The organism is Natronomonas salina, from assembly GCF_013391105.1.
Classification (GTDB): Archaea; Halobacteriota; Halobacteria; order Halobacteriales; family Haloarculaceae; genus Natronomonas; species Natronomonas salina.
This window is the reverse complement of the sequence record NZ_CP058335.1, coordinates 717,245-743,095: the sequence shown is the minus strand read 5'-3', so window position 1 is coordinate 743,095 and position 25,851 is coordinate 717,245. Positions and strand designations below refer to the sequence as shown.

The following is a 25,851-nucleotide window of genomic DNA, read 5'->3' as shown; positions in this document are numbered from 1 at the left end:
CGCCTGCCCGTGGCTACGTCGGCGATGGAGATAGCCTCGGCTCTGGTGTGGCGTCAAAAGAATGTCGGTGGTGTGACTACGGTACTGCGGCTCGTCGTGTTACTGGTTCAGCGCCTTCTCGTACTGCTCGGCGACGTTGTCCCAGTCGACGACGTCGAAGAAGTTGTCGACGAACTCGCCGCGGTCGGGACCGTAGTCGTAGTAGTAGGAGTGCTCCCAGACGTCCAGCGCGAGGATGGGGTGGCTGCCCCAGAGTGCGCCCTGGTCGTGCTTGTCGACGACGAGGTTGCGCAGCTGGTCGGCGACGGGGTCGTAGACCAGCAGCGCCCAGCCGCCGGCCGCGCCGGCCGCGGCCTTGAACTCGCCCTTCCAGCCCTCGTAGGAGCCGAAGTCCTCCTCGATGCGGTCGGCGAGTTCGCCGGACGGCTCGCCGCCGCCGTTCGGGGACATGTTCTCCCAGAACAGCGTGTGCAGGTAGTGACCGCTACCGTTGTGGGTCACGTTGCGGATGGCCGACGCGGAGCTACCGAACTCGCCGGACTCGCGGTTCTCGGCGAGGGTCTCCTCGGCGCTGTCCAGGCCGTTGACGTACCCCTGGTGGTGGGTGTCGTGATGCCACGTCACGACCTGTTCGGAGATTGACGGTTCGAGGGCGTCGTAGTCGTACGGGAGCGGCGGAAGCTCGGGGTTGGATTGTTCGGGCATTTATATCGTCCTCCAATTCTATACAACTCCGGCATTCCTGTTAAAACTTCGTTGTCGGATGCTACCACGTCTCGCCCGAATACCGGGGGAAGGCGGACAGACGCCGTCGTCCCCTCGTCAGGCTGCGGCATCGTTCGAACGACGTCGACAGCCGGTCGAGCCGTCGCCTCATAAGTTGTACTGGTGCGTACTGGACGCCGGTAGTCGAACGTCCCTCGACTGCTCGGAGTTCTTGCCAACTACGTATCACTTCTACCCGTCTACTGGGCCCCGGGGGTCAGCCGAAGGCCAGCGAGAGATACGCCAGCGTGAACAGCGTGGCGTTGTAGGCGCCGTGGATGAGCGATGGGACGACGAGGTTGTCGGTCACCTCGTAGGTGATGCCGAAGACGAGGCCGGGGACGAACAGCATCGTCACCGTCAGCGCGCGCCCCGAGACCGGCCCGGCCAGCGACGTCCAGTGGATGCCGGCGAAGATGGCGGTCGCGAGGACGATCGCGACCGGCGCGGAGAACGTCTCGCGGAGGCGGCCCTGGACGATGCCGCGGAAGAGCAGTTCCTCCCCGGGGCCGATGACGAGGATCGCGAGGACGACGAGCACGAGGAAGACGCGGGGGTCCTGCTCGCCGAGTTCGGCCGCGCGGTTCTGGGCCGGCGAGAGGTCCAGCAGGAACACGACGACGAAGATGAGCGAGAACGCGGTGACGAACGCGAGGATGTACCCCGCGGCGGCGTACATCCACCCCTCGAGGTCGGGCACCCGGACGCCGAGGTACTCGATCGGCGAGACGTCGCGGTAGGAGAGGTACAGCAGCGAGAGGCCGCCGAAGGCGACGCCCTGCAGCAGGAGCGTCGAGAGGATCGTCGCCGGGATGACGGACAGTTCGACGCCGAGGGCGGCGAGGGCCTCGCTGACGGCGAGGCCGACGAGGCTGCCGCCACCGAGGCCCAGGGCGGCCAGCGACAGCGCCACGACGACCGCGAGGAGGGGATCGGGGATCCGGCCGGTGATCGCTCCCGCCCCGCTGGAGGACTGGCGTGACATGCGGCCGGCTATACCCGGCGGGACGAAAAAGGCCCCGCTAGCGGCCCTTGACGTACCAGTAGGCTCCCGCCGCGAGGAGCGGGACGGCGACGACGAGCGGCAGCGTCAGCACGCCCCCGGCGTCGCCGGAGAACTGCACGCCCAGCAGGACGGCGGCGAAGGCGACCGCCAACGCCGCGACGACGAGGCCGACGGGCCGGAGCGGGTCGTCGGCGTCGAACACGCTACTGCTCGCTCTCGTGGAGGCTCTCGAGGATCTCCGGGTCGGTGCGGAACTTCAGGACGTTGTGGACGATGGAGTTCCGGAGGTTGTCGACGACCTCGCCGTGGTGCTTGTAGAAGTCGTGGATCCACTGCGACTGGGCCTGCCGCGTCGCGAACATCATCACCGCCTTCCACTGGTACTCCCCGTCCGAGAGGAAGTAGAACAGCGTGTTCGGCGAGTCCCGGATGAACTCCATGGCCGGCCGCCAGCCCTCGTCGAAGTTCTCGGGGTTGAACTTGAACTCGAAGAGCGCGAAGAAGAAGTACTCCTCGTTGGGGATGATGGCCTCCCTGAAGACGCCCTCCTCCCGCATGCCGCGGATCGACTCGGAGACGGTGACGTGGGAGACGTCGATGCCGTACTTCTCGTCGAGGATCCGCGCCAGGTCCCGCGAGGAGAGTTGCGGGTCGCGCGAGAGTTCTCGGAGAACCAACACGTCGCGCTCCTTGAACTCCCAGTCCGGTGGTTCGCTCGATGCCATAGGCTCCTACTCACGCTCCCCCGTAGTGTCAGTTTCGGTGAGGAAGCGACCGAGTTCCTCGCGGTAGGCGTCCGACCGGTCCTCGACGACCCAGTGGAAGGCGTCGCCGAGTTCGACGACCTCGCCGCCCAGTTCGTCGGCGAGCCGCTCGCCGTATTCGATCGGCTGCATCACGTCGTCTTTCGCCCACAGGCACAGCAGGTCGACGTCGATGTCCTCGTAGGGGATCTCCGTCGTGTGGTTGGTGTTCGTCGCGACGGCCGCCCGCGAGATGGCTGTCTTGCCGCCCTCGCGGAGCCACGGCGCCTTCATCCCCTCGACGAACTCGGGGTCGGCCTCGCCGTGGGCGCCCTCGGCGAACGCGAAGTCGAGCTTCTCCTCGAAGGCGTCGTCGTCGAGGTCGGTCGTGTCGGGGAGCCCGAGGTTCGAGACGAACTCGACGGGCCAGGAGTCGTAGCAGACGATGTTCGAGGCGACGAAGCGGTGGACCCGGTCGGGGGAGTGGGCCGCGAGCCGCAGCGCCGCGCCGCCGCCGATGTCGTGGGCGACGACGGTGACCGACTCCTCGCCGAGGTCGTCGAGCAACTGCTCGAGCATCGCCTCCTGGGCGCGGATCGACCGGTCGAAGCCGTCGTGGCTCGCGGAGTTGCCGTACCCCAGCATGTCGGGGACGACGACGCGGTAGTCGTCCTCGAACGCCGGCGCGACGTCGCGCCAGAGGTACGACCACGTCGGGACGCCGTGGACGAACAGCAGCGTGTCCTCGGGGTCTTCCGGCCCTTCGTCTCTGAAGGCGACCGTCAGGTGGTGGCCGTCGACGGTGACCTCCGTCTCCGTCTGGACGTCGGTCCACTCCTCGTGGTTCATAGCACGCGGTCGGAGATGATGTTCTTCTGGATCTCGCTGGTGCCCTCGTAGATCTTCGTGATGCGTGCGTCGCGGTAGTAGCGCTCGACGGGGTGGTCGGTGACGTAGCCGGCGCCGCCGTGGACCTGGATGGCCTCGTCGGCGACGTCGACGGCGTGCTCGGAGGCGAACAGCTTCGCCATCGAGGCCAGGCGGACGGCCGTGTCGTCGCGGTCGTTCTGGACGGCCGTCGCCGCGCGGTAGGTCAGCGAGCGGGCGGCCTCGACGTTCGTCGCCATCTCGGCGATCTTGTGCTCGATGGCCTGGAACTCGGAGATCTTCTGGCCGAACTGCTCGCGCTGGTTGGCGTACTCGACGGCGGCGTCGAGGGCGCCCTGGGCCGCGCCGACGGCCTGGGCGGCGACGCTCGTCCGGCCGGAGGCGAAGAAGTCCATCAGCTGGTAGAAGCCCTTGTTCTTCTCGCCGATGATGTTCTCCTCGGGGACGCGGACGTCGTCGAGGACGACCTCGGCGAGGTCGGAGGCGCGGATGCCGAGCTTGTTGTTGATCTTCTCGGTCTTGACGCCGTCGGTGTCCATCGGGACGAGGAACGCGGTGATGCCGCGGTGTGGCGGCTCGGCCTCGGGGTCGGTCTTCGTCATCGCGACGCCGACGTCGGCGACCGTCCCGTTGGTGATCCACATCTTGTTGCCGTTGATGACGTACTCGTCGCCGTCCTGCTCGGCGACCGTCTCGATGCCGGCGACGTTCGAGCCGTGGGCCGGCTCGGAGATCATCGAACAGGAGGCCGACTCGCCGTTGGCGACCTTCGGCAGCCACTCCTCCTTCATCCACTCGTCGCCGTACTCGATGATCATGTCCGTCCCGAAGCCGGCGCTGCCGACGGCCGACCCGATGCCGGGGTCGGCGCGCCACAGCTCCTCGGTGACGATGGTCGCCGAGAGCTTGTCCATCCCGGCGCCGTCGTACTCCACCGGGATGCCGGGGGCGACGAAGTCGAGTTCGGCCGCCTCCCGCCGCAGGTCCTCGGGGTACTCCTTGTTCTCGTCGTGCTCCTGGGCCACCGGCGTGATCTCTTCCTCGCCGAACTTGCGGACAGCCTCCCGGATCGCCTCGTGCTCACCCGTCAACTGGAACGTCATACGCGTTCCATAGAGTTCCATTGAAAAATAGATTGCCCCTTTCGCCAAACAATGGTAAAACAAACCGGCCAGTCGTCGCCCCGTCACGGAACGGAGACGGGCCGAACGCTCGGGTGCGGAGTCGGACCGCGACGACCGCTCCTCAGCGGCCCTGGAAGTCCGGCTCGCGGCCCTCCATGAAGGCGTTGGCGCCCTCCTCGTGGTCGTGCGTGGCGAAGACCGCGGCCTGCGCGGCGGCCTCGTTGTCCTGGGCGTCCTTCAGCGAGGTGTCGAAGCCCTGTTCGATGAGCTTCTTCGAGGTGCGGAGCGCGACCGTCGGGCCCGTGGCGATCTGCTCGACGAACTCGTCGGCCTGGTCCTCGAAGTCCTCCGCGTAGACGTGGTTGAACAGGCCGAGGTCCTCGGCCTCCTCGGCGTCGAGCAGCTCGCCGGTGAAGACGAGTTCCTTGGCCTTGCTGACGCCGACCTGCCGCGGCAGGAGGTAGGAGGTGCCCGTGTCGATGGCGAGGCCGACCTGCCGGAAGCCGAAGCTGATGCGCGCCTCGGCGGAGGCGAGCGTGACGTCGGCGGCGATGGCGAGGTTCGCGCCCGCGCCGTAGGCGACGCCGTCGACCTTCGCGACCGTCGGCAGGTGGAACTCCGCGATGCGCTGGATGGCGCGGCTCGTCTCGTGCTGGATGCGTTCGACGGCCTCGTGGAGCTCGGCCTGCCCGCTCATCAGCTCCACCATCGAGCTGACGTCGCCGCCGGCGCAGAACGTCCCCTCCTTGCCCGTCACGACGAGACAGCGGGCGTCGTCGTCGGTCTCCACCTCGTCGACGGCGTCGACGATTGCCCCGGACATCTCCGAGGACAGGGCGTTGCGGTTGTCCGGTCGGTTCAGTGTGATGGTCGCGACCCCGTCCTCGACGTCGAGTTCGACTGCGTCACTCATGGTATACTTCGACATGCGCGGCCCACGTCTAAAGCCTTGCCACCTGGGTAACCAGCGTACGCCGAGGTGCCGCCATTACCTAACAGCCGAAAGAAATTCGCTGGAGTCGATTACGATTGGTTGCGGCTTCCGTGCGGCGACGTCACGTGACGCCGATGTAGGCGTCGCGGACGTACTCGCTCTCCTTGAACTCCTCGGACGTGCCGGATAGCTCGATGGAGCCGTTCTCCATGAGGGCGAGCCGTTCGGCGTGCCGCAGCGCGAACGTCGAGTTCTGCTCGACGAGCAGGATGGTCATCCCCTCGTCGTGGAGCCGGCGGATGGCCTCGCTGATGTCGTCGATGATGACCGGCGCCAGCCCGAGCGTCGGTTCGTCGAGCATGAGCAACTCGGGGTCGCTCATCAGCGCCCGCCCGACGGCGAGCATCTGCTGCTCGCCGCCGGACATCGTCTCGGCCTCCTGTTCGCGCCGCTCGTCGAGCCGCGGGAACAGGTCGTAGACCATCTCGAGGTCCTCCTTGACGCCCTCGCGGTCGTCGCGGAACTGCGCGCCCATCAGGAGGTTCTCGTGGACGGAGAAGAACGGGAAGAGGTCCCGCTTCTCCGTCGTGTAGACGAGGCCGTCACGGATGAGCTTCCGGCTGCTGACCGCCGCGACGTCGCTGTCCTTGTAGCGGATCGACCCCTCGTAGTCCTTCAGCCCGGCGATGCTGTCGAGCATCGTCGTCTTGCCGGCCCCGTTGGGACCGATCACGCCGACAATCTCGCCCTCGTTCACCGACAGCGAGACGTCTTTCAGCGCCTGGGTCTTCCCGTAGTACACGTCGATGGAGTCGACTTCGAGTAGTGGGTTCTGGCTCATCAGATATCACCTTCGCTGGAGAGGTACGCCTCCTGGACGCGCTCGTCTTCGGCGATCTCCTCCGGGGTGCCCTGAGCGAGCTTCTCGCCGTTGTGCAGCACGACCACGCGGTCGACGAGCTGCATCAGCCCGCTCATGTTGTGGTCGACGACGACCATCGACATCCCGGCGTCGCGGAGCGCCTCGATCTGCTCGGAGAGCGTCCGGATCTCCTGTTGGTTCATACCGGCGAACGGCTCGTCGAGCAGGAGCATCTCCGGTTCGGTCGCGAGCGCCTTCGCGATCTCGAGGCGGCGCACGTCGGCGTGGGCCAGCTCGTCGGGCGTCTCGTGGAGCTTGTCCTGGATGTCGACCCGCGACGCGTAGCCGGCGATCTCCTCGTCGGAAGCGCCGCCGTGCAGCGACGAGATCTTGTTCGGCAGCGTGAACAGCTTGATGTTCCCCGCGACGGGGTAGGCGTCGATCGGGTTGGACTCCTGGGAGACCCGCGAGAGACCGCGGTTGACGATGTCGTGGGTCTGCCAGTCGGTGATGTCCTCGCCGTCGAAGCGGACGTGGCCGTCCGTGACGTCGTAGATGCCCATCGTGCAGTTGAACACGGTGGTCTTCCCGGAGCCGTTCGGGCCGATGAGCCCCAGGATCTCGCCCTCCTCGACGTCGAACGAGAGGTCGTCGACGGCGACGAGGCCGCCGAACTCCTTCCTGAGGTCGTCGATCTCGAGCTTGCTCACCGCCGGTCACCTCCGACCTCGCCGAGGCGGTGCCAGATCTTCCGGAACAGGCCGCGGCGGGCGAACACCAGCACGAGCAGCACGAGCACCCAGAGGATCATGTAGCGGACCGACCGCGACTGGCCGCCGAGCAGCTCCTCGTTGAGGAACTCGAAGAGGAACGCCCCGCCCAGGGGCCCGAGGATCGAGCCCATGCCGCCGAGGACCGCCATCGCGATCATCTCGATGCTGTTGTCGACGAGGATGAACGTCGCCGGGTCGACGTTCCCGTAGAAGCCGACGAGCAGCACGCCGCCGATGCCCATCGGGATGGAGCTGAGGACGAACGACCAGATCTTGAACTTCGTCGGGTTGATACCGGCCGCCGAGACCGCCGACTCGTTCTCCCGGATCGCGACGAGGATCATCCCGAGGTTCGACCGTGCCAGGAACGTCAGCACCAGCGCGACGAGCAGCATCGGGACGAGCATGTAGTAGTACCGCATGACCGGGTCCCACGTGAACACCTCCGGCTGGCTGAACCCGGGAATCCCGCCGAGCGCGTCGTAGGCGGTCGTCAGCCTGTAGAACAGGAGCACCCCGACGAACGTGATCAGCGAGAAGTACGGGCCCTCCAGCCGGAGCGTCGGCAGCGCGATGAGCAGCCCCAGCACGAGCGACGCGAGCACCGACAGCACGGCGGTCACGACGAACGGCATCTCGGGGTTGACGTTGACGAGCAGCAGCGCGGTCGTGTAGGCGGCGATGCCCGACAACACGGAGTGGCCGAAGCTGATATACCCCGTGTAGCCGCTCTGGATGTCCCAGCTCATCGCGAAGATGGCCCAGATGCTGGCGAGCGCCAGCGTCCGGAACATGGTCCCGCTGACGAGGGGAGCCCAGAGTTCGGCGGTCAGCAGCGCGAGGATGGAGACGGCCAGCAGCAGGAACTGCAGGCCGTTCAGCTTGCCGAAGTACGGCCCGAGATACCGGTTGAAGAGATTCGCGACCGGCGAGAACGCACGCTCGATCGGTCCGAGGACGCGGTCGAGCCCGCGATCGAAGGTGTCCTTGGCACTAGTCATGGACGTACTCCCTCCCGTAGAGGCCCTGTGGCATGTAGAGGATGAACAACAGCAGCAGGATCAACGACAGGATCCCCCTGAACTCGTGGCCGATGAAGGTCACGGTGAACTGTTCGAGGAAGCCGATGAGGTAGGCGGCCACGACCGACCCCTTGATGGAGCCGATGCCGCCGATGACGACGATGATGAACGCCAGCGCCAGCGGGTTCAGCCACATCTGCGGCGTCGCCCCGTCGGCCGCGCCCAGGAAGATCCCGGCGATGCCAGCCAGCGTGCCGGCGATGAGCCAGGTCTTCGCCCGCACGGCGTGCAGGTTGACCGCGGTGAGCACCGCACCGCGCTCGCTCATCGACGCCGCGAGGATCGACCGACCGTCGTCCGTCTGGGTGATGTAGTACCAGAGCAAGCCGATTGCGATCCACGAGACGACGAAGCCGAGTATCTGTACCCACCGGATGCGGGTGCTGATCCCGTACTCGGCGAGGTTCACCGAGTTGCGCGAGACGAGCGACATCCCCATCGTCGGCGATCCGAACACGGTGAGTACGGCCTCCGTCGCGATGACCGCGACGATCACCGTCGATAGGAAGGTTATCACGGGGTTCTCCTCGACCCACCGGACGAGCACCTCGTAGAGGGCCAGCGACAGCACCGCGATCACGCCGAGCGTTAGGACGAACGCGAGCGCCGAATGGAGGCCCAGCATGTCGTTTCGCGAGAACACTGCGAAGATGTACGCCCCGGACATGATGAGGGCCCCGTGGGCCAGGTTGAGTACGCCCCCGACGCCGAAGATCATCGTGAAGCCGATGGCTATCAGCGCGTAGACCGCGCTGATCATGGCACCGTTGACGATCAACTCGGGTAGTTGGCCGGCGACCATCGCTTAGCGCATCCATTCCGGCATGACGTGGTCGGCCGTGCGGTACTGCTCGGGGTAGACGCACTCGAGGCTGCCATCTCCCTGCCACTGCGTGACAGGGTAGTTCACGATATCCCCCTGGTCGTTGCGGGTCTCCTTGAGGTCGTGGGGGTAGTCGGAGTCCTCGCCGTAGAACTCGATGGTGCCCGCCACGCCGGTGTGGCTCACGTCGAGCATCGAGTCGACGAAGTTGTCGATACTCCCCCTCGGGGACTCCTCGTTCTCGTTGGCGACCTCGCTGACGATGTTGATGGCGTCGTAGGTCGTAAAGCCCATGTACATCGGCGCCTGGTTCGGCGGGTTCTCCGCGTCGCCGAACTGCTCGCGGTAGGACTCGACGAACGGGACCGTCTTCTCGGTGATGTCGGTGACGCCAGCGGCACCGGTCTGGGCCGTCGTCTCGTACAGCGCGGCGCCCTGCGAGGCTTCGAAGTAGCCGGGGAACATCCCGGTGACGTGGATACCCTCGATGCCGAAGTCGTACTGGCCGTCGTGCCACGTGCCGAGCATCGAACTCCCGTCGATGTGCGCGAAGAAGCGGAGGATGTAGTCCGCGTCCGTCCCCGAGATCTCGTCCATCACGGAGCCGACGTCGGGGCTGTCGATGGAGAGGGCGGATTCGTAGACGATCTCGATGTCGCGCTCGGAGAGGAGCCCCGGAATCAGCTCTTCGAAGGACGTCGTCCAGGCGGCATTGTCGCGCAGGAACGCGACTTGATCCCAGTCGTGGAGGTCCTTGAGGTAGCCCGCGTAGCCGGCCATCGCCTCGGCCTGCAGGTCCGAGTTGATGGGGCCCGGACGGAAGATGTTCTTGTACTTGTCGTAGTTCTCTCCGGCGTGGTCCCGCGTGACCTGCGGTGAGGCCGACCCCGTCACGAGGAGGGGGACGTCGTTGTCCGCCGTCAGGTCGACGAGTGACAGGGCAACCTCGGAGGCGAAGACGCCCACGAGCATGTCGACGTTCTCCTGCTGGATGAGCTCCTCGACGACGGCCTGGGCCTGGGAGGCCGACGCCTCCGTGTCGCCCTCGACGATTTCGACCTCGCCGCCGTTGACGCCGTCACCCTCGTTTACGACGTTGGCCGCCATGTTGGCGCTTCGGAGCGACCCGACGCCGAGGGGGCTCGTCATCGGTCCGATGTGGCCGACCTTCAGGCCCTCGCTGCTTCCCTCGTCGCCGCCGTTGCCGCCGAGACAGCCCGCCAGTGCCACGCCCGTCGCCCCGGCTCCCGTCGCCTTCAGGAACGACCGCCGACCGACGCCGCTGATTCTCGCGTTCGATGCCGACTCCCGAGGGGTTCTGCCATTGTTAACCATTATCCCGAGAATCACTTACAGTGAATCGCACATAAATGTGCTGCTAGTTTTCACCCGTTTCGACACGTGACAACGATTGGCGAAGTTCAGCGAGCGGTCCAGCCGCCGTCGACTGCCAGGGTCGCCCCGGTCGCGTAGGAGGCGAGGTCGCTGGCCAGGAACACCGCCGGTCCGGCGACCTCGTCGGGGTCGGCGAACCGGTCCAGCGGCGTCCGCTCCTCGATGGAGCGCCGCAGTTCCTCGTTCTCCCGGAGGTCGGTCGTCAGCTCGGTCGCGACGTACCCCGGAGCCAGGCAGTTCACGCGCACGTCCGGCGCCCAATCTAGTGCGAGGCTCTTGGTCAGGCCGACGAGGCCGTGCTTCGAGGCGACGTAGGGGTGCTGGCGCGGCAGCCCGACGAGCCCGCCCACGCTGGCGACGTTCAGCAGCGTGCCGCCGGACTCCTTCAGCGAGGACTCGGCGGCGCGCGCGCAGGCGAAGGCCCCGCCGAGGTTGACGTCCAGCACCTGGTCGTACCCCTCGTCGCTCACCGCCTCCGGCGTCCCCAGCGCGTCCTCGGGGTTGATGCCGGCGTTGTTGACGACGACGTCCACGCCGAGGTCGTCGGCGATCCGGTCGAACGTCGAGGCGACCGCCTCGCGGTCGGCGACGTCGAGCGTCTCGATGCGGCTCTCGACGCCGCGCTCGCGCACCGCCTCGGCGACGGCCTCGACGTCCGATTCGGTCCGCGACAGCGGGACGACGTCCGCGCCCGCGTCGGCGAACCCGAGCGAAATTGCGCGGCCGATGCCGCGGGTGCCACCTGTCACGACGGCCGTCCTGCCCGTGAGATCGAGTTCCATACGTCAGACGGGACCGCTGGCGGCAAAAAAGGTGCGCCGCGGCGGGGCCGGGGCCTCGGACCCCGACCCCGTGCCCCGCGTTCCGCCCGTCACGCTCGCTCGCCCCGCTCCGTAACGCTCATACGGCGGATGCGCATAAGGTCCTCCAATGGACCTGCGCGTCATCGAGAACCTGGAGACGGAGCTTTCCATCGAGGTACAGGGCGAGGACCACACCTTCATGAACGTCCTGAAGGGCGCCCTGCTGGAGGTCGACGGCGTCGCCGCCGCGACCTACGACATGAACCCCGAGCAGTCCGGCGGCCAGACCGAGCCCGTCGTCACGGTGAAGACGGACGGCAGCATCGACCCCCTGGACGCCCTCCAGGAGGCCGCCGGCGGCATCAAGGAGAAGACCGGCGGGTTCCGCGACGCCTTCGAGCAGGCAGCGTAACTCCTCTCCGTTCCCCTTCGAAACCGCTTTCCCGACCCGCTCCCCACTGGAGCGTATGCGCCGTCGCACGTTCCTCGCGTCGTCTGCACTCGCAATCTCCGCTACCGCCGGCTGCCTCGGCGGCGACGGCGGCTCGGAGGGCGGGGACCCCTCCGCCGACGGGTACGCCCCGGAATCGGTCGAGTCCCCCGACCCGATGGAGGTCGACACCGACTCCTTCGAGCGCCTCGAGGTCGAGGGCGAGCGGGTGCCGCTGGCGCCCGTCGAGGTGACCTACAACTGGTACGCTCGCCGGGAGGCCCGGTTCGCCGACGCCCGGGGCCAGGGCCAGTACGACGAGTCGCGTATCGTCGGCGCGGCCTGGAGCCCGCCGGAGCCGTACTCGCGGAACGACGACCCGGTGGCGGACTGGCCGAAGTCCGACCGGATCGTCTGCTACTGCGGCTGTCCCCACCACCTCTCGTCGCTCAGAGCGTCGGAGCTCATCTCGGCCGGCTACGAGAACGTCTTCGTCATCGACGAGGGGTTCCACGAGTGGTCCGACCGCGGGCACCCGGTCACCGGCTCGGAGGGCGACGAGCAGGCCTCGGCGCGGGTCATCCGGGGGCGGAGCGACGCCGCCCACGCCGGCCAGACGGTGTTCGCGACGCACCTGCCGACGGACCAGTGGGAGGCCGCCTTCGTCGGCGACGACGGCAGCTTCGAACTCACGCTGCACTTCAGCGACGTCACCGACGACAGCGAGATCCGGATCGAGGCGCCCGACTACACGGTCGTCGACACCCTCGCGACACTCACCGCCGACGTCGTCACGGGATAGGGAGACTGGAGGGTAAGCGACCCTGTCCGGCTACAGCCGGATGGGGACGTCGCGCTCGTCGAGGTACTCCTTGACCTCGCGGATGGTGTACTCCTCGAAGTGGAATATGGAGGCCGCCAGCGCCGCGTCGGCGCCGGCGTCCCGGAAGACCTCGTGCATGTGCCCGGGGCCGCCGGCCCCCGAGGAGGCGATGACGGGCGTCGGGACCTCGTCGCAGACGGCCTTCGTCAGCGGGATGTCGTAGCCCTCCTTCGTGCCGTCGGCGTCGATGGAGTTGACGAACAGCTCGCCGGCGCCGCGCTCAGCGGCCTCGCGGGCCCACTCGACGACGTCGACGCCGGTGCCCTCGCGGCCGCCCTTGACGGTGCACTCGAACCAGCAGGACTCGCCGTCGACCTGGGCGTAGTGCTCGCCGGCCTCGTCGAAGCGACGCTTGGCGTCCACGGAGATGACGATGCACTGGCTGCCGAAGGCGCGGGCCCCCTCGCCGATGAGTTCGGGTCGCTCCAGGGCACCCGTGTTGATCGAGACCTTGTCGGCGCCCGCCCGGAGCGTCTCCTTGATGTCCTCGCGGGTCCGGATGCCGCCGCCGACGGTCATCGGGATGAACACCTCGTCGGCGACCGCCGAGACGGTGTCCAGCATCGTCTCGCGGCCCTCCGCCGACGCCGTGATGTCGAGGAAGACGAACTCGTCGGCGCCCGACTCGTTGTACTTGCGCGCCAGTTCGACGGGGTCGCCCGTGTACTGGAGGTCCTCGAAGTTCACGCCGGTGTACACCGACGCGTTCCCCGCGTCGTCGAGGGCCACGTCGATGCAGGGGATGATCCGCTTGGTGAGAGCCATCTACTACCCGACGGTTGGCCGCGTCCGGGTTTGACCGTTTCGGAGTCCCGAACGAATCGGACGCCCGTGAAATCCCGCTGGGTCCACCGGTCGGTTCCGGTCGCCCCGGCCGGTCGTAGCCCGTTGCAAACGCAGGCACAACCCACACCGGTCTCACGGCCCGATTTTCCGGTGTAGAACGAGCGCGGAGCGGCGCGAACCGAGTGGCGACCCTTACAACATCCACCCATGTCCGAACACAACAGACCCAGCAACCGGAGCGGCGAGGCCCAGGAAGAGGAACGACAGCGCCGACAGGGTCCGTCCCAGACGGACGCCAATCCGCAGCCGGCCCGCAGCGCTCAGAAAGAGGACTGGCAGACCCAGCAGGGGAACAAGCGCGACCAGCAGGACCAGCGCCGCCACCAGAAGAACCAGATCCGAGAGGAGCAACAGCAGCGCGTCCAGCAGGGCGGCGGCCAGCAGTCCCAGCAGGGCGGCCAGCGGCAGCAGGGCGGGACCCAGAACCAGCAGCACGGCGGCCACATGCACCAGGGCCAGCCCCAGGAAGCCCAGCAGGGCGGGACGTACGACAGCCGGATGGGCGGCCAGCAGCGGCAGAGCCGCGCTGGCGGACAGACCGGCCAGCCCGGCGGCACCCGCCAGAACATGCCCCACCAGCACCAGGGCGGCGGCCACCAGCAGTCTCAGCAGGGGGCCCAACCGCAGCAGGGCGGGACCCAGAACCAGCAGTACGGCAGCCAGCAGCAGAGCGACCGACGGCAACAGCAGCGACAGCAGGGCGGCCAGCAGTACCAGCAAGGGCAGCGGTCCCAGCAGGGCCGCCGTCAGCAGAACCAGTATCAGCAGACGGGCCAGAACCAGCAGCAGAACTACCAGCAGTCCCAGCAGACCCAACAGCGCCAGCAGGGCGGACAGCAGCGTCAGCAACAGCGCGCCCAGCAGCCGCAGCAGGGCCCGCAGAGCCAGCAGTACCAGCAGGGGCAGCGGTCCCAGCAGGGCCAGCAGGGCCAGCAGAACGACCAGTACCGCCAGCAGGGCGGCCATCCGGGCGCCCACGGCGAACCCGTCCAGGACAGCGGTCGTCACCAGGGCAACCAGCAGAACCAGCCGCACGGCCAGGTCCAGCAACAGCAGCGCCGGCAGAGCGGCCAGCGACAGCAGCAGGGCCAGCGAGGCGGTCGTGGCGGCCAGCAGGGCCGACAGGGACAGCGCTCCGGTCAACAGCAGCAAGGCCAGCAGAATCAGCAGAATCAGCAGCACCAGCAACAGCGGCGGCAGGGTCATAGCCAGCAGCGGAGCCAGGAGGACCAGCCCTGGGAGCGGAAGGACCTCGACCGCGGCCAGCAGGGGAACCAGCGATAACCCGAATCGCGATCGAACGACTCCACGACGGGGCGGCCTCGCCGTAGTCGTTCAGCCAGCGCGTAATTCTATTCCGATTCCACCAGAAGGAATTTGCCCGCTCGACCAGGAGGAGTGCCATGTTCGGCGACGCGAACTCGACCGTTGCGTTCGGCGCCGTCCACCTCGTGATTCTGGGCGTCGTCTCCGTCGCGCTGGCGACGACGCTCGGGCTCTACCTCCTGGGGCTGCCGATCGGGATGACCGGCGTCGCTTTCATCGTCATCGTCGTCGGATCGATGCTGCTGGCCCGGCCGCTGTTCGACCGAGCCAGCCCCGAGTTCGACCATACCGACCAAGAGTGAACGTAAATCTCGTCGACAGGCATCCAACGTAGTTCGGCAGACAGGGCGTCGTCTACGACTCAACCGAACCGGAGCGTTCTATCCGGTGACCCAGCGGGAAAAGCGGACCTAACCGCCAGTTCACCGGAGCGAGACGATCACTTGTGGACGTCGAGCAGATCGTAGCTGCGCTCCCACTCGTAGCTGTCGTCGTGGTAGCGCTCGACCAGCGGTTCGTCCGGCATCTCGCCGACGGCGCGCTTCTCCTCGCCGTAGGACGGGCGGTCGGGGGCGTGGTAGAACCGGCCGGTCAGCACCTCGCCCTCGTACAGCGCCGATTCCGACTCGTACATCATCTCGGAGGCCTCCTTCCGATCCGAGACGTCGAACTCGTAGTCCTCGTTCTCCTGGACGTCGATGTAGGGGACGTACTGCTTGGCGTCCTTGTTCCAGGTCGGACACTGCGTCAGGAAGTCGATATGCGAGAAGCCGTTGTGCTCGATGGCCTCGACGAGGATCTCCTGGGCCTGGTTGGGGTTGACCGCGGCCGTCCGGGCGACGTACGAGGAGCCGGCGGTCAGCGACGACGACATGGGACGGATCGGCGCCTTCGCCGACCCGTGGGGCTGGGTCTTCGACTTGTGGCCCATCGGGCTCGTCGGTGAGGTCTGGCCCTTCGTCAGCCCGAAGATCTCGTTGTTGAACACGATGTACGTGATGTCGTGGTTCTCGCGGGCGGTGTGGACGAAGTGGTTGCCGCCGATGCCGTAGCCGTCGCCGTCGCCGCCGGCCGCGACGACCTCGAGGTCGGGGTTGGCGAGCTTGGCGGCGCGGGCGATCGGCAGCGCGCGGCCGTGGATGGTGTGGAAGCCGTAGCTCTCGAAGTAGCTGCTCAGCTTCCCCGAGCAGCCGATGCCGGTGACGAGCAGGATCTCCTCGGGGCTCTTCCCGAGGTCGGCCATGGCGCCCTTCAGCGCCTTGAGGACGCCGAAGTCGCCGCAGCCGGGACACCACGTGGCCTGGGGTTCGATGCCCGGGGTGTAGTCGTCGCGCTCTACCTCGCGGTCGGAGTCGATGGCGTTGAAGGCACTCATAGTCAGTCACCTGCCGCGGGGACGAACCGCGTGGTCGGCGCGGGCTCGTCGCCCTCCGCGATGGTCTCGAGGCCCTCGACGATCTCGTGGGGCTCGAACGGTTCGCCGTTGTACTTCAGGAGGCTGTTCATCTTCGGGCCGAACCGGCCGAGTTCACGCTGGATCAGCCCGCGGAACTGCCCGGTGGCGTTCATCTCGACGACGAGCGCCTCGTCGACGGACTCGAGGAACTCGGTGACCTCCCGCTCGGCCAGCGGCATGAGGTCGGAGACGCCGATCGATTTGACGCCGTGGCCGTCGGCGTTCAGCCGGTCGACGGCCTCGTGGACGGTCCCCTGGTGGCTGCCGAAGGTGAGGATGCCGTAGTCGGCGTCCTCGGGGCCGTGGTACGTCTGGTGGTCGTACTCGGCGTCGAGGTCGTCGCGGATGTCCTCGAGCTTTCCGAGGCGGCGCTCCATCTGTGCGACCCGGTTCCGCGGGTCCTCGCTGATGTGGCCCTCGGGGGTGTGCTCGTTGCCGGTCGCGAGGTAGCGGCCGCCCTCCTGGCCGGGCAGCGACCGCGGCGAGACGTTGCTGCCGTCCTCGGGTTCGTGCTGGAACCGCTGGAACTTCCCGGAGGCGTGGTGGGCCGCCTCGGCGATCTCGTCCTCGCTGAGCGTCGACCCGAGGTCCGGGCTGGGTTCGCGGTCGAAGAACGACTCGTCGACGTTCCGGAGTTCGCCGGAGAGCTTCTGGTCGTAGAGGACGATGGCGGGAATCTGGTAGTCGTAGGCGATGCGGAAGGCCGCGCGGGTCTGGTCGTAGGCCTCCTTCACGTTCGCTGGCGCGAGGACGACCCGGGTGGAGTCGCCCTGGCTCGTGTAGAGGACGTGCTCGAGGTCGCCCTGCTCGGGTTTCGTCGGCATGCCCGTGGAGGGACCGGCGCGCATCGCCTCGATCAGCACGACCGGCGTCTCCGTCATCTCCGCGAGCCCGAGCGGTTCGGACATCAGGGCGAACCCGCCGCCGCTGCTGCCGGACATGGCCTTCACGCCGGCGTGGGAGGCACCGATGGCCAGCGCCGCGGCGGCGATCTCGTCTTCGACCTGCTCGGAGATGCCGCCGACCTTCGGGAGGTGCTGGGTCATCAGCGTGAACACCTCGGTCCACGGCGTCATCGGGTAGCCGGCGATGAACCGGCAGCCCTCGTCGAGGGCGCCGTAGGCGATGGCGTTCGATCCCGAGAGCAGCACCTGCTCCTCGTCGTGGGAGCCCTCGGGAGCCCGCAGGTCGTGGGTGAACTCGCGGTCCTGGACGGACTCGTAGGCGATCTCCAGGATGTCCAGGTTCGTCTCCAGGACCTCGCCGGACATGGCGTCGGCCATGAGGTCCTCGATGTGCTGGAGTTCGTAGTCGAGGAGGGCGGCCGTCGCGCCGACGCCGGCGGTGTTCCGCATCACCTCCCGGCCCTTCTCGCGGGCCAGCCCCCGGAGGTCCAGCGGGTAGACGTGCCAGTCGTTCTCCTCGACGCGCTCCTCGAAGTCGGGGACCTCCGAGGGGTCGACGAGCCCCTCGTCGTAGACGATGACGCCGCCCTCCCGGAGCTCGTCGAGGTTCTCGGCCAGCGGCTTCACCTCCTCGTTGCCGTAGTAGGCCTCCTCCTTCGGGTTCCGGGCGAAGGAGTCCCCGAGCGCCAGCAGGAAGTTGTAGCCGTCCCCCCGCGACTCGACGGGCTCCTCGTCCGCCCGGACCTCGACGTACGTGTGGCCGCCGCGGATCCGCGACGGGTAGTGTCTGTGGGTGAAGACGTGCAGCCCCGAGCGCATCAGTGCCTTCGCGAAGTTCTGGCTGGTGGAGTCGATCCCGTCGCCAGAGCCACCCGCGATCCGCCAGGCGAGTTCCTCAGTCATGTGTATCACTGCGCCCCGGCCGGGCGCCTTCCGATAGCTTCGGACCCCGAAAGTAAAGAGTTTGCGAGGGATTCGCACGGATTAATAATGATATAGGTGTATTATCACCGCTGCAGTCCGTCGGTTTCTATCACCGTACGGACTATATCGGGGCCTCGGCCGGCCTTCGACCACAGGTTTATCCTCGAGAGAACCGACCCTCCTGCGAGGATGTCGCTCACCGAACTCATCGCGGGGGTCGAGGCCCACGAGAAGACGCTCACCGTCTTCAACGCCGACGGGGCGACCGTCGAGGCCGTCCGCGAGCGCTTCCGGGACCGGAACCTCACGGTGGCCGGAGACCGGACGGAGAGCGGCGACCCCGAGCCCTTCGTCGTTCTCGCCGACGACGATGCATTCCTCACCGCCGCATCGGTCGACGACGTCCTCGGGTTGGGCCGCGAGGGGACGACCCCGGAGTTCGAGGCTGAGACCTACCGTCCGGTTCTCGACCACCTCGACGAGACGCTGTTCACCTCCTACGACGTCGACCAGATGGTCGCCGCCTCCCGGGAGATCGAGGACCGCGCCTGGCGAATCGGCTCGGGATCGCTGTACGCCGGCTTCCAGCGACTATCCATCCTCCGAGACCAACTCGCAGTCTACCAACGGCTGTCCGAGCGAGGTGGCCTCTCGGTTCACGCCTTCGCATCGCCCGACGGGGCCGTCCCCGAGCACGACTCCGATCTCACCATCCACGTCGAGCGGAGCGACGAGATCGCCCGCTCGTGGTTCGTCGTCTACGACGGTGCCGGCGTCGACGTCAACAAGTGCGCGCTGCTCGCCGAGGAGCGCGAACCCCGGTCGTTCTACGGCTTCTGGACGTACGACCCCGACACCGTCGACTGGATGGTCGAGCACCTGGAGTCGACCTACGGGCTGATCGAGCCCTCCTGAGGCGGTCGGTCGCGTCCGAACGCCACCGGGGTGCGGGCGGCAGGACGGAACCTATTTGACCCGGACCGAACACCCATTCGGCAATGCGCGCCGTCGAGTCGTTCCTGGAGTCGCCCGAGGGGACCCGCGAGGAGATCATGCGGGCGACCTACCTCGCGCTCTGCACCCACGGGTACGCCGACCTCACCGTCCAGCGAATCGGCGAGGAGTTCCCGAAGAGCAAGTCGCTCATCTACCACCACTACGACGGGAAGGACGACCTCCTGCTCGATTTCCTCTCGTTCATGCTCGACCGGTTCCGGACGGCGATGCCGTTCCCGGACGCGGCGGGCCCCCGCGAGCACCTCGAGGCCATCCTCGACTACGTGCTGGCGACGCCGCTGCCGGAGGACCGCCGCGAGTTCACCCGGGCGATGGTCCAGCTGCGGGCCCAGGCGACCCACGACGAGGACTACCGGGCCCACTTCACCCGGCACGACCGCTTCGTCGTCGACAGCCTCGAGGCCATCATCGACCGCGGCGTCGCGGCGGGCCACTTCCGACCGGTCGACGCCGAGGCGGTCGCGGCGTTCCTCCTGGTCACGTTCAACGGGTCGATGCTCCAGCAGGTGACGAGCGAACCGACGTCCGGCTCGGCGGTCCGCGACGAACTCGACGCGTACCTCCAGGCGGTCCTCCTGGCCGACGACTGAACGGATTCCGTCGCCCGCTGCCGGGCGCTACAGTCCGTCGCGGATGCGCTCGAACTGCTCGAGGTCGTGGCCGTAGACGACGCGGGCGTCGTAGCGGCGCTCGAGGTCCTGCAGGAAGTCGATGCTGGCCTCGTTGGCCCGCGAGTCGTACAGCAGGCTCGCGCCCATCGACCGGCCGTCCTCGTAGTTCTCCTTCAGGAACGCGACGTCGCCGGCGACGAGGACGTTCTCGGCATCGTCGCGCGTCCCTCGCGGGTCGTCCCTCTCCGCTCGGCTTTCCGAGGGTCTCGCTTCGCTCCGACCCTCGCGCTCGACCAGCGCACCCAGCAGGCCGGGCGTGTGACCGGGGAGGTGGAGCAACTCGACGCCGTCCAGCAGGTGGTGGCGGTCCTGCTCGATCACCCGCCAGTTCAGGTCGTGGTCGAAGTCCGCGGCGACGTAGGCGTCGTCGCCGGCCGTCGACTTCGCCGAGAGGTAGGCGTGCTCGAGTTCCCGCCGGTGGACGACGACCGGCACGTCGGTGCCGTCGAAGTGGTAGAGGCCGCCGGCGTGGTCGAGGTGGAGGTGCGACTGGACGACGAGGTCGACGTCCTCGACGCCGTAGCCGACGTCGCCGAGGGCGGTCTCGAGGTCGCGTTCCTCGGCGTCGGGGTGGGCGAACGCCTCGTACAGCGGCGCGGGCCAGTGGCCGTCGGCGGCGTCGGGGTGGGAGCCGGTGTCCCAGAGGACCGTCGCCTCTGGGTGGTCGATGAGGAGGTTCCAGACGGCGAACTCGGCGTACTCGAGGTCGGGGTCCCTGTTACTGTGGACGGCGGCGACCTCGCCGTCGAGCGCGAAGTTCAGGTCGGCGTGGATGCGGCCGCGGTCGAGGACGTGCAGTTCCATGGCAGCCGCATCGGGGGCGGGGTGGAAATACGTTGCCCGCCCTCACCAGGGGCCCTGGCCGTAGATGAGGTTGCGCTGGATCTCGTTGGCGCCCTCGTAGATGACGGGGATGCGGACGTCCCGGTAGACCCGGGAGATGCGGTTCTCGGTGAGGACCGACCGGCCGCCGTGGAGCTGCATCCCGCGCTCGGCACAGAAGTTCGCCGTCTCGGTGGACTTCACCTTCGCCATCGCGGCCCACCAGCCGGCGTTGTCGTGGGCCTCGACCTTCTCGGCGGCCGTCCAGTTGAGCATCCGGGCGGCCTGGAACTCCGTCATCATGTCGGCGAGGATGTGCTGGACCTTCTGGAAGCCGTCGATGGTCCGGCCGAACGCCTCGCGGTCGTGGACGAAGTCGGCGGTCTCCTCGATGGCGGCGGCGGCGAGCCCGAGACCGTGGCCGCCGACGACGACGCGGCCGTGGTTGAAGAACTCCGCGAGCATGTAGAAGCCCGTCCCCTCGCTGCCGATGACGTTCTCCTCGGGGATGCGGACGCCGTCGAACTCGATGTGGGCCTGCTTGGACGCGCGGAAGCCCATCTTCTCGGGGATGTGCTCGGCGTCGTAGCCGTCGGCGTCGGTCGGGACGATGAACAGCGAGAAGTTTCCGTAGCGGTTGTCCTCGTCGTCGCCGGTGCGGGCGTACACCGTCACCCAGTCGGCCTCGACGCCGTTGCCGATCCAGTACTTCTCGCCGTCGATGACGTACTCGTCGCCGTCCTTCTCGGCGCGGGTCTGCATCCCGGCGAGGTCGGACCCGGTGTCGGGCTCCGAGACGGCCAGGCCGGTGATCTGCTCGTTCTCGGCGACGGGTCGGAGGTACTCCTCCTTCTGCTCCTCGGAGCCGAACTCCTCGGTGATCGAGGCGCCGAAGCTGGCGAGCTGCATCGTCAGCGCGATGCCCGCGTCGGCCCGGTAGAACTCCTCGGCGAGTCCGAGCATCTCCTGGACGCTGAACCCGCGGCCGCCGTACTCCTCGCCGATCTCCTGGGCGACGAGTCCGGCGTCCATCCCGGCCTCGAGGATCTCCCAGGGGTACTCCCCGGTCTCGTAGTACTCCGCTGCGTTCGGCTCGATGTGCTCTTCGGCGAACTCCCGAGCTTCCTGCTTGACGTCCTGAGCGTGCTCCGGGACCGGCGTCGAATCGAGGACCTCCATTGTCTCACCGGTTGTGCGTCCAACAAGAAATAACCCACCTTGCGGGCAAGGTGTCGATTGGTTGGGGCCCGTGAGGAAGCCTGGACCGACGGTCGACAGAGCATCCGCGAGCGAACGGCGTGAGCGAGCGGTTCCCGGCGACGAGGCGCGGAGCGCCGAGTCGCCGTAGCGCGCGCGGACTGGAGCGAGCGCAGCGAGCGGAAGGAGCACGCGCGCATATTTACCCCACGTTTTTGCCGCGAACCGGTGTCGCGCCTTCGGCGCGACCCGCGTTCGCGTGCAAAAAGTGGCTAGTCGTCGTCCGGCGCCGCTTCCTCCGGAACCTGCCCCTCGAGGAGCGACTCGTCGGTGTACTGCTCGCGGATGTCCTTCTTCGAGAACTTCCCGGTGGCGGTCTTGGGGATCTCGTCGATGAACTCGATGTTGTCCGGGAGCCACCACTTGGGGTAGTCCTCGCGGAGCAGGTCGAGGATCTCGTCGTCGAGCGTGTCGGTGTCGGCGCGCTCCGTCGGCACGACGAACGCGACGGGTCGCTCCTGCCAGCGCTCGTGGGGGACGCCCACGACGGCGGCCTCGGTGACGTCCGCGTGGGCCATGATGGCGTTCTCGAGTTCGACGGAGGAGATCCACTCGCCGCCCGACTTGATGACGTCCTTCGCGCGGTCGACGATCTTGATGTACCCCTCCTCGTCGATAGTGACGACGTCGCCGGTCTTCAGCCAGCCGTCCTCGAAGTCCTCCTCGTTGGCCTCGGGGCGCTTGAAGTACTCCTGGGTGACCCAGGGGCCGCGAACCCAGAGTTCGCCGAACTCGTCGCCGTCCCAGGCGATCTCCTCGCCGTCCTCGTCGATGACCTTCATCTCGAGGCCGGGGATGAGCAGCCCCTGCTTGGCGCGGTGCTCGAGCTGGGTCTCGTAGTCGGCGTCCTGGAGGCTCCCCTTCAGCTGGGAGACCGAGCCGATGGGCGACATCTCGGTCATCCCCCAGGCGTGGAGCAGTTCGACGTCGCGGTCGTCGAACCAGCGGATCATCGACTCCGGTGCGGCGGAGCCGCCGACGATGACGGTGTCGAGCTGCGAGAGGTCGAGGTCGTTCTCCTCGGCGTAGTCCATCAGGCCGAGCCACACGGTCGGGACGCCGGCGGTGATGGTGACGCCCTCCTCCTCGATGAGGTGGGCGATGTCCTCCGGCTCCGGCGACGGGCCGGGGTAGACGTGCTTGGACCCACCGGCGGTGGCGGTGAAGGGCATCCCCCAGGCGTTGACGTGGAACATCGGGACGACCGGCATGACGACGTCGTCGTCGGCCATCGGGATGCCCTGCGGCGTCAGCGTGGCCATCGTGTGGGTCCAGAGCATCTTGTGGGTGTACTCGACGCCCTTCGGGTTCCCCGTCGTCCCCGAGGTGTAGCACATCCCGGCGGGCTGGTCCTCGTCGAGGTCGGGCCAGTCGTAGTCGGTGTCGTGGCCGTCGATGAACGCCTCGTACGGCGTCGCGTCGAGGGCGTCGGTCTCCGTCGAGGACATCACCACGAAGTCGACGTCCTCGAACTCGGGGGCGTCCTGGGCGGCGCCGGCGAGCTTCGGGGCCAGCGACTCGTCGACGAAGATCAGCTCGTCGTCGGCGTTGTCGACGATGTACTGGATGTGCTCGTCGGGCAGCAGCGGGTTGATGGTGTGCAGCTGGGCGCCGATGGTCGGGACGGCGAAGTACGTCTCGAAGTGCCGGTGGTGGTTCCAGCAGAAGGTGGCCACCCGGTCCCCATCCTCGATCCCGTACTCGTCGAGCGCGTTCGCCAGCTGGGCCGTCCGCTCTTCGTACTCGCGGTACGTGTACCGGTCTATCCCCTCGTGGGTCCGGGAGACGATCTCCGTGTCGGGATAGAGGTTGGCGGCTCGCCACAGGAACGGTCGAAGCGTCTGGTCGGTCCCTCCGGGCATATCACAAACCCCTACGGATGGTGTTGACTTGGGCTTTGCCACCACGGGACCGATTCAGCCGACGCAGCGCCCGGATTATTGACACCTGGTAAACAGATATATCGCCGCCCACCGGCGATTCTGTCCCATGCAACGACGACAGTTCCTGGGTGGTACGGCAGCGGTCGGCGGCGCCGCCCTCGCGGGTCAGGTCGGCGGGACCGACGCCGACGTCGACGTCCGCTCCGGCGACGGCCCGAAGACGCCGTCGGTTCCGGTCGGCGAGGCCGACGGCGGCTGGGTCGTCGACCGCGAGCGGAGCGGTACCTTCACCGAGTCCAGGATGGGCGTCACGTCGAGGGGGACCACGATCGTCTACCGCGACGAGGGGCTCTCGGAGACGCTCCGGCAGCGGACCATGGGCACCGGCTTCGAGGACCTGCGGATGTTCTTCGCGACCCGCATCGAGTACTCCCCCGCCGTCGACCGACTCCCCTTCGGCGTCGGGCGCAGCGTCGTCGTCGACCGCACCGAGTCGAACGCCCGCGACCGCTTCCAGCAACGCCTCGAGGAGGCCGGACTGGACGACATCGAGCGGCGGGAGTCGCGCCGCATCGACGTCGCCGACGGTCCCACGACGGACCTGCTGCTGTACGACGCGGTCTACCCGTACGACGGCTTCGAGTTCGACGCCGGCGACTCGGTCGTCAGCGTGGCGGGCGAACCCGTCGGCGTCGAGGGGCTGCTCGCGGTGTGGTACGACCGCGACGCGAGCGCGACGTTCGTGGCGGGTGCGGTCAACCCCGCGGAGAACTACGAGAAGCGCGTGGAACGACAGGTGACGGAGGCCGTCGACCTCACCCTCGACATCGACCTCGGGTTGACGCCGGATGCGTACCGACAGGAGTCGCTCGACCTAATTCGGTCCGTCAACTGACCCGGCGGCTCACCGCGACGCCCTCGCCGAGCGCCAGCAGCGTCGTCACGAAGTCGTCGTCGCCCCCGACCCGCGCGAGGTAGTCGGCGACGCCGGTGGCGTTCGCGTCGTCGCTGTCGCCGCCCTCGACGACCAGCCGGTGGATCTCCTCGAAGTCGAAGGGGCCGGCGGTCATGTTGTCGGCCAGGACGACGCCGCCGACGGGCACCTTCTCGCGGACCGCCTCGAAGGCCTCCACGTAGCGGTCCTTCTCGTTGTCGATGAGGACGACGTCGACGGGCGCCTCGTAGTCGTCGACCGTCTCGATGGCGTCGCCGAGTTCGAACCGTGCCCGGTCGGCGTAGCCGCCGCGTTCGAGGTACTCGCGGGCGTCGTCGAGCTCGTCCTCGTCGACCTCCGTCAGGACGACCTCGCCGTCGGCCGGGAGGCCGCGGGCGAACCAGTAGGCCGAGTAGCCGAAGCCGGAGCCGAACTCGAAGACCCGTTCGGCGTCGACGAGGCCGGCGAACTGCTGGAGCCAGCCGCCGACCACCGGCCCGACCGTCGGGAAGCCGGTCTCCGCGGCGCGCTCGTCCATCTCCTCGAGGACGGCGTCGCGCTCCGGGCCGACCGTCGCCGCGAACGTCTCCACGTCGTCGGGGACTGTCATGCCCGGAGCGTCGACCGCCAGGGGGAAAAAGCCCGCTCGTCGCGGACGGTCACCGGTTCCGGCTCACAGCAGAAATGCTGCCGTCGATTCGCCTCTGACACCGCCCGGACGCCGCTACTCCCGCCACTTGATCGAGCAACCGCGCGAGGGCCGGAACTCGTCGGTCGGTTCCTCCCCGGCGAGGACGGCGTCGATGGCCTCGCGCATCTCGAAGCCCGGCTCTCCAGAGGGCTCGGAGTCGGGGTCCTGCGCGTCGTCGAGGCGGCCGTGGTAGGCCAGCTGGAAGCTCCCACCGGCGTTCTCGAACAGGAACGGGTCCGGCGTGCAGACGGCGCCGTAGGCCTCGGCGACGGCTTGGGACTCGTCGCGGAGGTAGGCGTCGACGTCTATCTCGCCGCGGTCGACGTACTCGACCATCTTCTCGACGGAATCTTCGGGGTACTCCTCGGCGTCGTTGGGATTGACGCCGACGACGGCGACCTCGTCGTAGTCTGCGGCGATGGCGTTCATCGCGTCGAACTTCGCCTGCGCGTACGGGCAGTGGTTACAGGTGAACACCAGTAGCAGCGCCTCGCGGTCGGCGAAGTCGTCAAGCGAGTGCGTCTCGCCGTCGGTACCCTCCAGTTCGAAGTCCGGTGCCTCGTCGCCCCGCTGCAGGGCGTCGGGTTCGGCGTCGAGTGCGACCATGG

28 protein-coding genes are annotated in these 25,851 nt (G+C 67.7%); 7 read left to right on the top strand and 21 right to left on the bottom strand.

What is annotated here, in order from left to right; genetic code table 11:
- Nucleotides 1–99: 99 nt before the first annotated feature.
- The 13 genes from sod to HWV07_RS04070 all read right to left on the bottom strand — a co-directional run bounded on the left by sod (nucleotide 100) and on the right by HWV07_RS04070 (nucleotide 11,177).
- Nucleotides 100–705 carry a superoxide dismutase gene (sod, locus tag HWV07_RS04130; RefSeq protein ID WP_178333082.1) on the bottom strand — a complete coding sequence of 202 codons (606 nt, stop codon included), beginning with the start codon at nucleotides 703–705 and terminating at the stop codon, nucleotides 100–102.
- A 277-nt stretch (nucleotides 706–982) separates the two neighbouring features.
- A complete protein-coding gene (locus HWV07_RS04125; RefSeq protein ID WP_178333081.1) occupies nucleotides 983–1,750 on the bottom strand; it encodes a CPBP family intramembrane glutamic endopeptidase in 768 nt (255 codons plus the stop codon).
- A gap of 37 nt (nucleotides 1,751–1,787) precedes the next feature.
- Nucleotides 1,788–1,973, bottom strand: coding sequence for a hypothetical protein (locus HWV07_RS04120; protein ID WP_178333080.1), 186 nt, complete (start codon nucleotides 1,971–1,973; stop codon nucleotides 1,788–1,790).
- A gap of 1 nt (nucleotide 1,974) precedes the next feature.
- Nucleotides 1,975–2,496 (bottom strand): winged helix-turn-helix domain-containing protein, encoded by a 522-nt coding sequence (locus HWV07_RS04115; protein WP_178333079.1) that lies wholly within the window; start codon nucleotides 2,494–2,496, stop codon nucleotides 1,975–1,977.
- Nucleotides 2,497–2,502: 6 nt separating this feature from the next.
- On the bottom strand, nucleotides 2,503–3,363 hold the full coding sequence (locus tag HWV07_RS04110) for an alpha/beta fold hydrolase (RefSeq protein WP_178333078.1): 861 nt from the start codon (nucleotides 3,361–3,363) through the stop codon (nucleotides 2,503–2,505).
- The gene (locus HWV07_RS04105; protein WP_178333077.1) at nucleotides 3,360–4,505 is read right to left on the bottom strand and encodes an acyl-CoA dehydrogenase family protein; all 1,146 of its coding nucleotides are present in this window, start codon (nucleotides 4,503–4,505) and stop codon (nucleotides 3,360–3,362) included. The genes HWV07_RS04110 and HWV07_RS04105 overlap by 4 nt, the downstream gene beginning before the upstream one ends.
- A gap of 142 nt (nucleotides 4,506–4,647) precedes the next feature.
- Nucleotides 4,648–5,439: an enoyl-CoA hydratase/isomerase family protein gene (locus tag HWV07_RS04100; protein ID WP_178333076.1), complete on the bottom strand. Its 792-nt coding sequence runs from the start codon at nucleotides 5,437–5,439 to the stop codon at nucleotides 4,648–4,650.
- A 142-nt stretch (nucleotides 5,440–5,581) separates the two neighbouring features.
- On the bottom strand, nucleotides 5,582–6,301 hold the full coding sequence (locus HWV07_RS04095; protein ID WP_178333075.1) for an ABC transporter ATP-binding protein: 720 nt from the start codon (nucleotides 6,299–6,301) through the stop codon (nucleotides 5,582–5,584).
- Complete coding sequence (locus HWV07_RS04090; protein WP_178333074.1) at nucleotides 6,301–7,032, bottom strand: ABC transporter ATP-binding protein; 732 nt, start codon at nucleotides 7,030–7,032, stop codon at nucleotides 6,301–6,303. The genes HWV07_RS04095 and HWV07_RS04090 overlap by 1 nt, the downstream gene beginning before the upstream one ends.
- Nucleotides 7,029–8,096, bottom strand: coding sequence for a branched-chain amino acid ABC transporter permease (locus tag HWV07_RS04085; RefSeq protein WP_178333073.1), 1,068 nt, complete (start codon nucleotides 8,094–8,096; stop codon nucleotides 7,029–7,031). Before HWV07_RS04085 ends, HWV07_RS04090 begins: the two co-directional genes overlap by 4 nt.
- Nucleotides 8,089–8,979 carry a branched-chain amino acid ABC transporter permease gene (locus tag HWV07_RS04080; RefSeq protein WP_211694221.1) on the bottom strand — a complete coding sequence of 297 codons (891 nt, stop codon included), beginning with the start codon at nucleotides 8,977–8,979 and terminating at the stop codon, nucleotides 8,089–8,091. The genes HWV07_RS04085 and HWV07_RS04080 overlap by 8 nt, the downstream gene beginning before the upstream one ends.
- 3 nt (nucleotides 8,980–8,982) lie before the next feature.
- Nucleotides 8,983–10,335, bottom strand: coding sequence for an ABC transporter substrate-binding protein (locus HWV07_RS04075; RefSeq protein WP_178333072.1), 1,353 nt, complete (start codon nucleotides 10,333–10,335; stop codon nucleotides 8,983–8,985).
- Between the two features lie 86 nt (nucleotides 10,336–10,421).
- Nucleotides 10,422–11,177: an SDR family NAD(P)-dependent oxidoreductase gene (locus HWV07_RS04070; protein ID WP_178333071.1), complete on the bottom strand. Its 756-nt coding sequence runs from the start codon at nucleotides 11,175–11,177 to the stop codon at nucleotides 10,422–10,424.
- Nucleotides 11,178–11,325: 148 nt separating this feature from the next.
- Here HWV07_RS04070 and HWV07_RS04065 point away from each other — a divergent pair, with 148 nt between their 5' ends.
- Nucleotides 11,326–11,610 (top strand): DNA-directed RNA polymerase subunit L, encoded by a 285-nt coding sequence (locus tag HWV07_RS04065; RefSeq protein ID WP_178333070.1) that lies wholly within the window; start codon nucleotides 11,326–11,328, stop codon nucleotides 11,608–11,610.
- Nucleotides 11,611–11,665: 55 nt separating this feature from the next.
- The gene (locus HWV07_RS04060) at nucleotides 11,666–12,430 is read left to right on the top strand and encodes a rhodanese-like domain-containing protein (RefSeq protein ID WP_178333069.1); all 765 of its coding nucleotides are present in this window, start codon (nucleotides 11,666–11,668) and stop codon (nucleotides 12,428–12,430) included.
- Between the two features lie 30 nt (nucleotides 12,431–12,460).
- Here the strand turns inward: HWV07_RS04060 and hisF are convergent, their stop codons facing one another.
- Complete coding sequence (hisF, locus tag HWV07_RS04055) at nucleotides 12,461–13,276, bottom strand: imidazole glycerol phosphate synthase subunit HisF (protein WP_178333068.1); 816 nt, start codon at nucleotides 13,274–13,276, stop codon at nucleotides 12,461–12,463.
- Nucleotides 13,277–13,504: 228 nt separating this feature from the next.
- On the opposite strand from hisF, the gene HWV07_RS04050 reads away from it, so the two are divergent.
- Nucleotides 13,505–14,641, top strand: a complete 1,137-nt coding sequence (locus HWV07_RS04050) for a hypothetical protein (protein WP_178333067.1) — start codon at nucleotides 13,505–13,507, stop codon at nucleotides 14,639–14,641.
- Nucleotides 14,642–14,760: 119 nt separating this feature from the next.
- On the top strand, nucleotides 14,761–14,985 hold the full coding sequence (locus HWV07_RS04045; protein WP_178333066.1) for a hypothetical protein: 225 nt from the start codon (nucleotides 14,761–14,763) through the stop codon (nucleotides 14,983–14,985).
- Nucleotides 14,986–15,122: 137 nt separating this feature from the next.
- On the opposite strand, the gene HWV07_RS04040 is transcribed toward HWV07_RS04045, so the two are convergent.
- Together HWV07_RS04040 and HWV07_RS04035 are read right to left on the bottom strand one after the other, a co-directional pair.
- Nucleotides 15,123–16,058, bottom strand: coding sequence for a thiamine pyrophosphate-dependent enzyme (locus HWV07_RS04040; protein ID WP_178333065.1), 936 nt, complete (start codon nucleotides 16,056–16,058; stop codon nucleotides 15,123–15,125).
- A gap of 2 nt (nucleotides 16,059–16,060) precedes the next feature.
- Nucleotides 16,061–17,947 carry a 2-oxoacid:acceptor oxidoreductase subunit alpha gene (locus HWV07_RS04035; RefSeq protein ID WP_178333064.1) on the bottom strand — a complete coding sequence of 629 codons (1,887 nt, stop codon included), beginning with the start codon at nucleotides 17,945–17,947 and terminating at the stop codon, nucleotides 16,061–16,063.
- Nucleotides 17,948–18,157: 210 nt separating this feature from the next.
- On the opposite strand from HWV07_RS04035, the gene HWV07_RS04030 reads away from it, so the two are divergent.
- Nucleotides 18,158–18,883 (top strand): DICT sensory domain-containing protein, encoded by a 726-nt coding sequence (locus tag HWV07_RS04030; RefSeq protein WP_178333063.1) that lies wholly within the window; start codon nucleotides 18,158–18,160, stop codon nucleotides 18,881–18,883.
- A gap of 83 nt (nucleotides 18,884–18,966) precedes the next feature.
- Nucleotides 18,967–19,575: a TetR/AcrR family transcriptional regulator gene (locus tag HWV07_RS04025; protein WP_178333062.1), complete on the top strand. Its 609-nt coding sequence runs from the start codon at nucleotides 18,967–18,969 to the stop codon at nucleotides 19,573–19,575.
- Between the two features lie 27 nt (nucleotides 19,576–19,602).
- Here the strand turns inward: HWV07_RS04025 and HWV07_RS04020 are convergent, their stop codons facing one another.
- The 3 genes from HWV07_RS04020 to HWV07_RS04010 form a co-directional block, all read right to left on the bottom strand.
- Entirely contained in the window at nucleotides 19,603–20,460 is an 858-nt protein-coding gene (locus tag HWV07_RS04020; RefSeq protein ID WP_178333061.1) for an N-acyl homoserine lactonase family protein, read from the bottom strand.
- A gap of 42 nt (nucleotides 20,461–20,502) precedes the next feature.
- On the bottom strand, nucleotides 20,503–21,657 hold the full coding sequence (locus HWV07_RS04015) for an acyl-CoA dehydrogenase family protein (protein ID WP_178333060.1): 1,155 nt from the start codon (nucleotides 21,655–21,657) through the stop codon (nucleotides 20,503–20,505).
- 290 nt (nucleotides 21,658–21,947) lie between these two features.
- The gene (locus tag HWV07_RS04010) at nucleotides 21,948–23,597 is read right to left on the bottom strand and encodes a long-chain fatty acid--CoA ligase (protein WP_178333059.1); all 1,650 of its coding nucleotides are present in this window, start codon (nucleotides 23,595–23,597) and stop codon (nucleotides 21,948–21,950) included.
- 127 nt (nucleotides 23,598–23,724) lie between these two features.
- Here HWV07_RS04010 and HWV07_RS04005 point away from each other — a divergent pair, with 127 nt between their 5' ends.
- Nucleotides 23,725–24,513 (top strand): DUF6517 family protein, encoded by a 789-nt coding sequence (locus HWV07_RS04005; protein ID WP_178333058.1) that lies wholly within the window; start codon nucleotides 23,725–23,727, stop codon nucleotides 24,511–24,513.
- Here HWV07_RS04005 and HWV07_RS04000 read toward each other — a convergent pair.
- On the bottom strand, nucleotides 24,506–25,162 hold the full coding sequence (locus HWV07_RS04000; RefSeq protein WP_178333057.1) for an O-methyltransferase: 657 nt from the start codon (nucleotides 25,160–25,162) through the stop codon (nucleotides 24,506–24,508). The two genes, HWV07_RS04005 and HWV07_RS04000, sit on opposite strands and share 8 nt — an antisense overlap.
- 114 nt (nucleotides 25,163–25,276) lie before the next feature.
- Nucleotides 25,277–25,849, bottom strand: coding sequence for a thioredoxin family protein (locus tag HWV07_RS03995; RefSeq protein WP_178333056.1), 573 nt, complete (start codon nucleotides 25,847–25,849; stop codon nucleotides 25,277–25,279).
- Nucleotides 25,850–25,851: the final 2 nt, after the last annotated feature.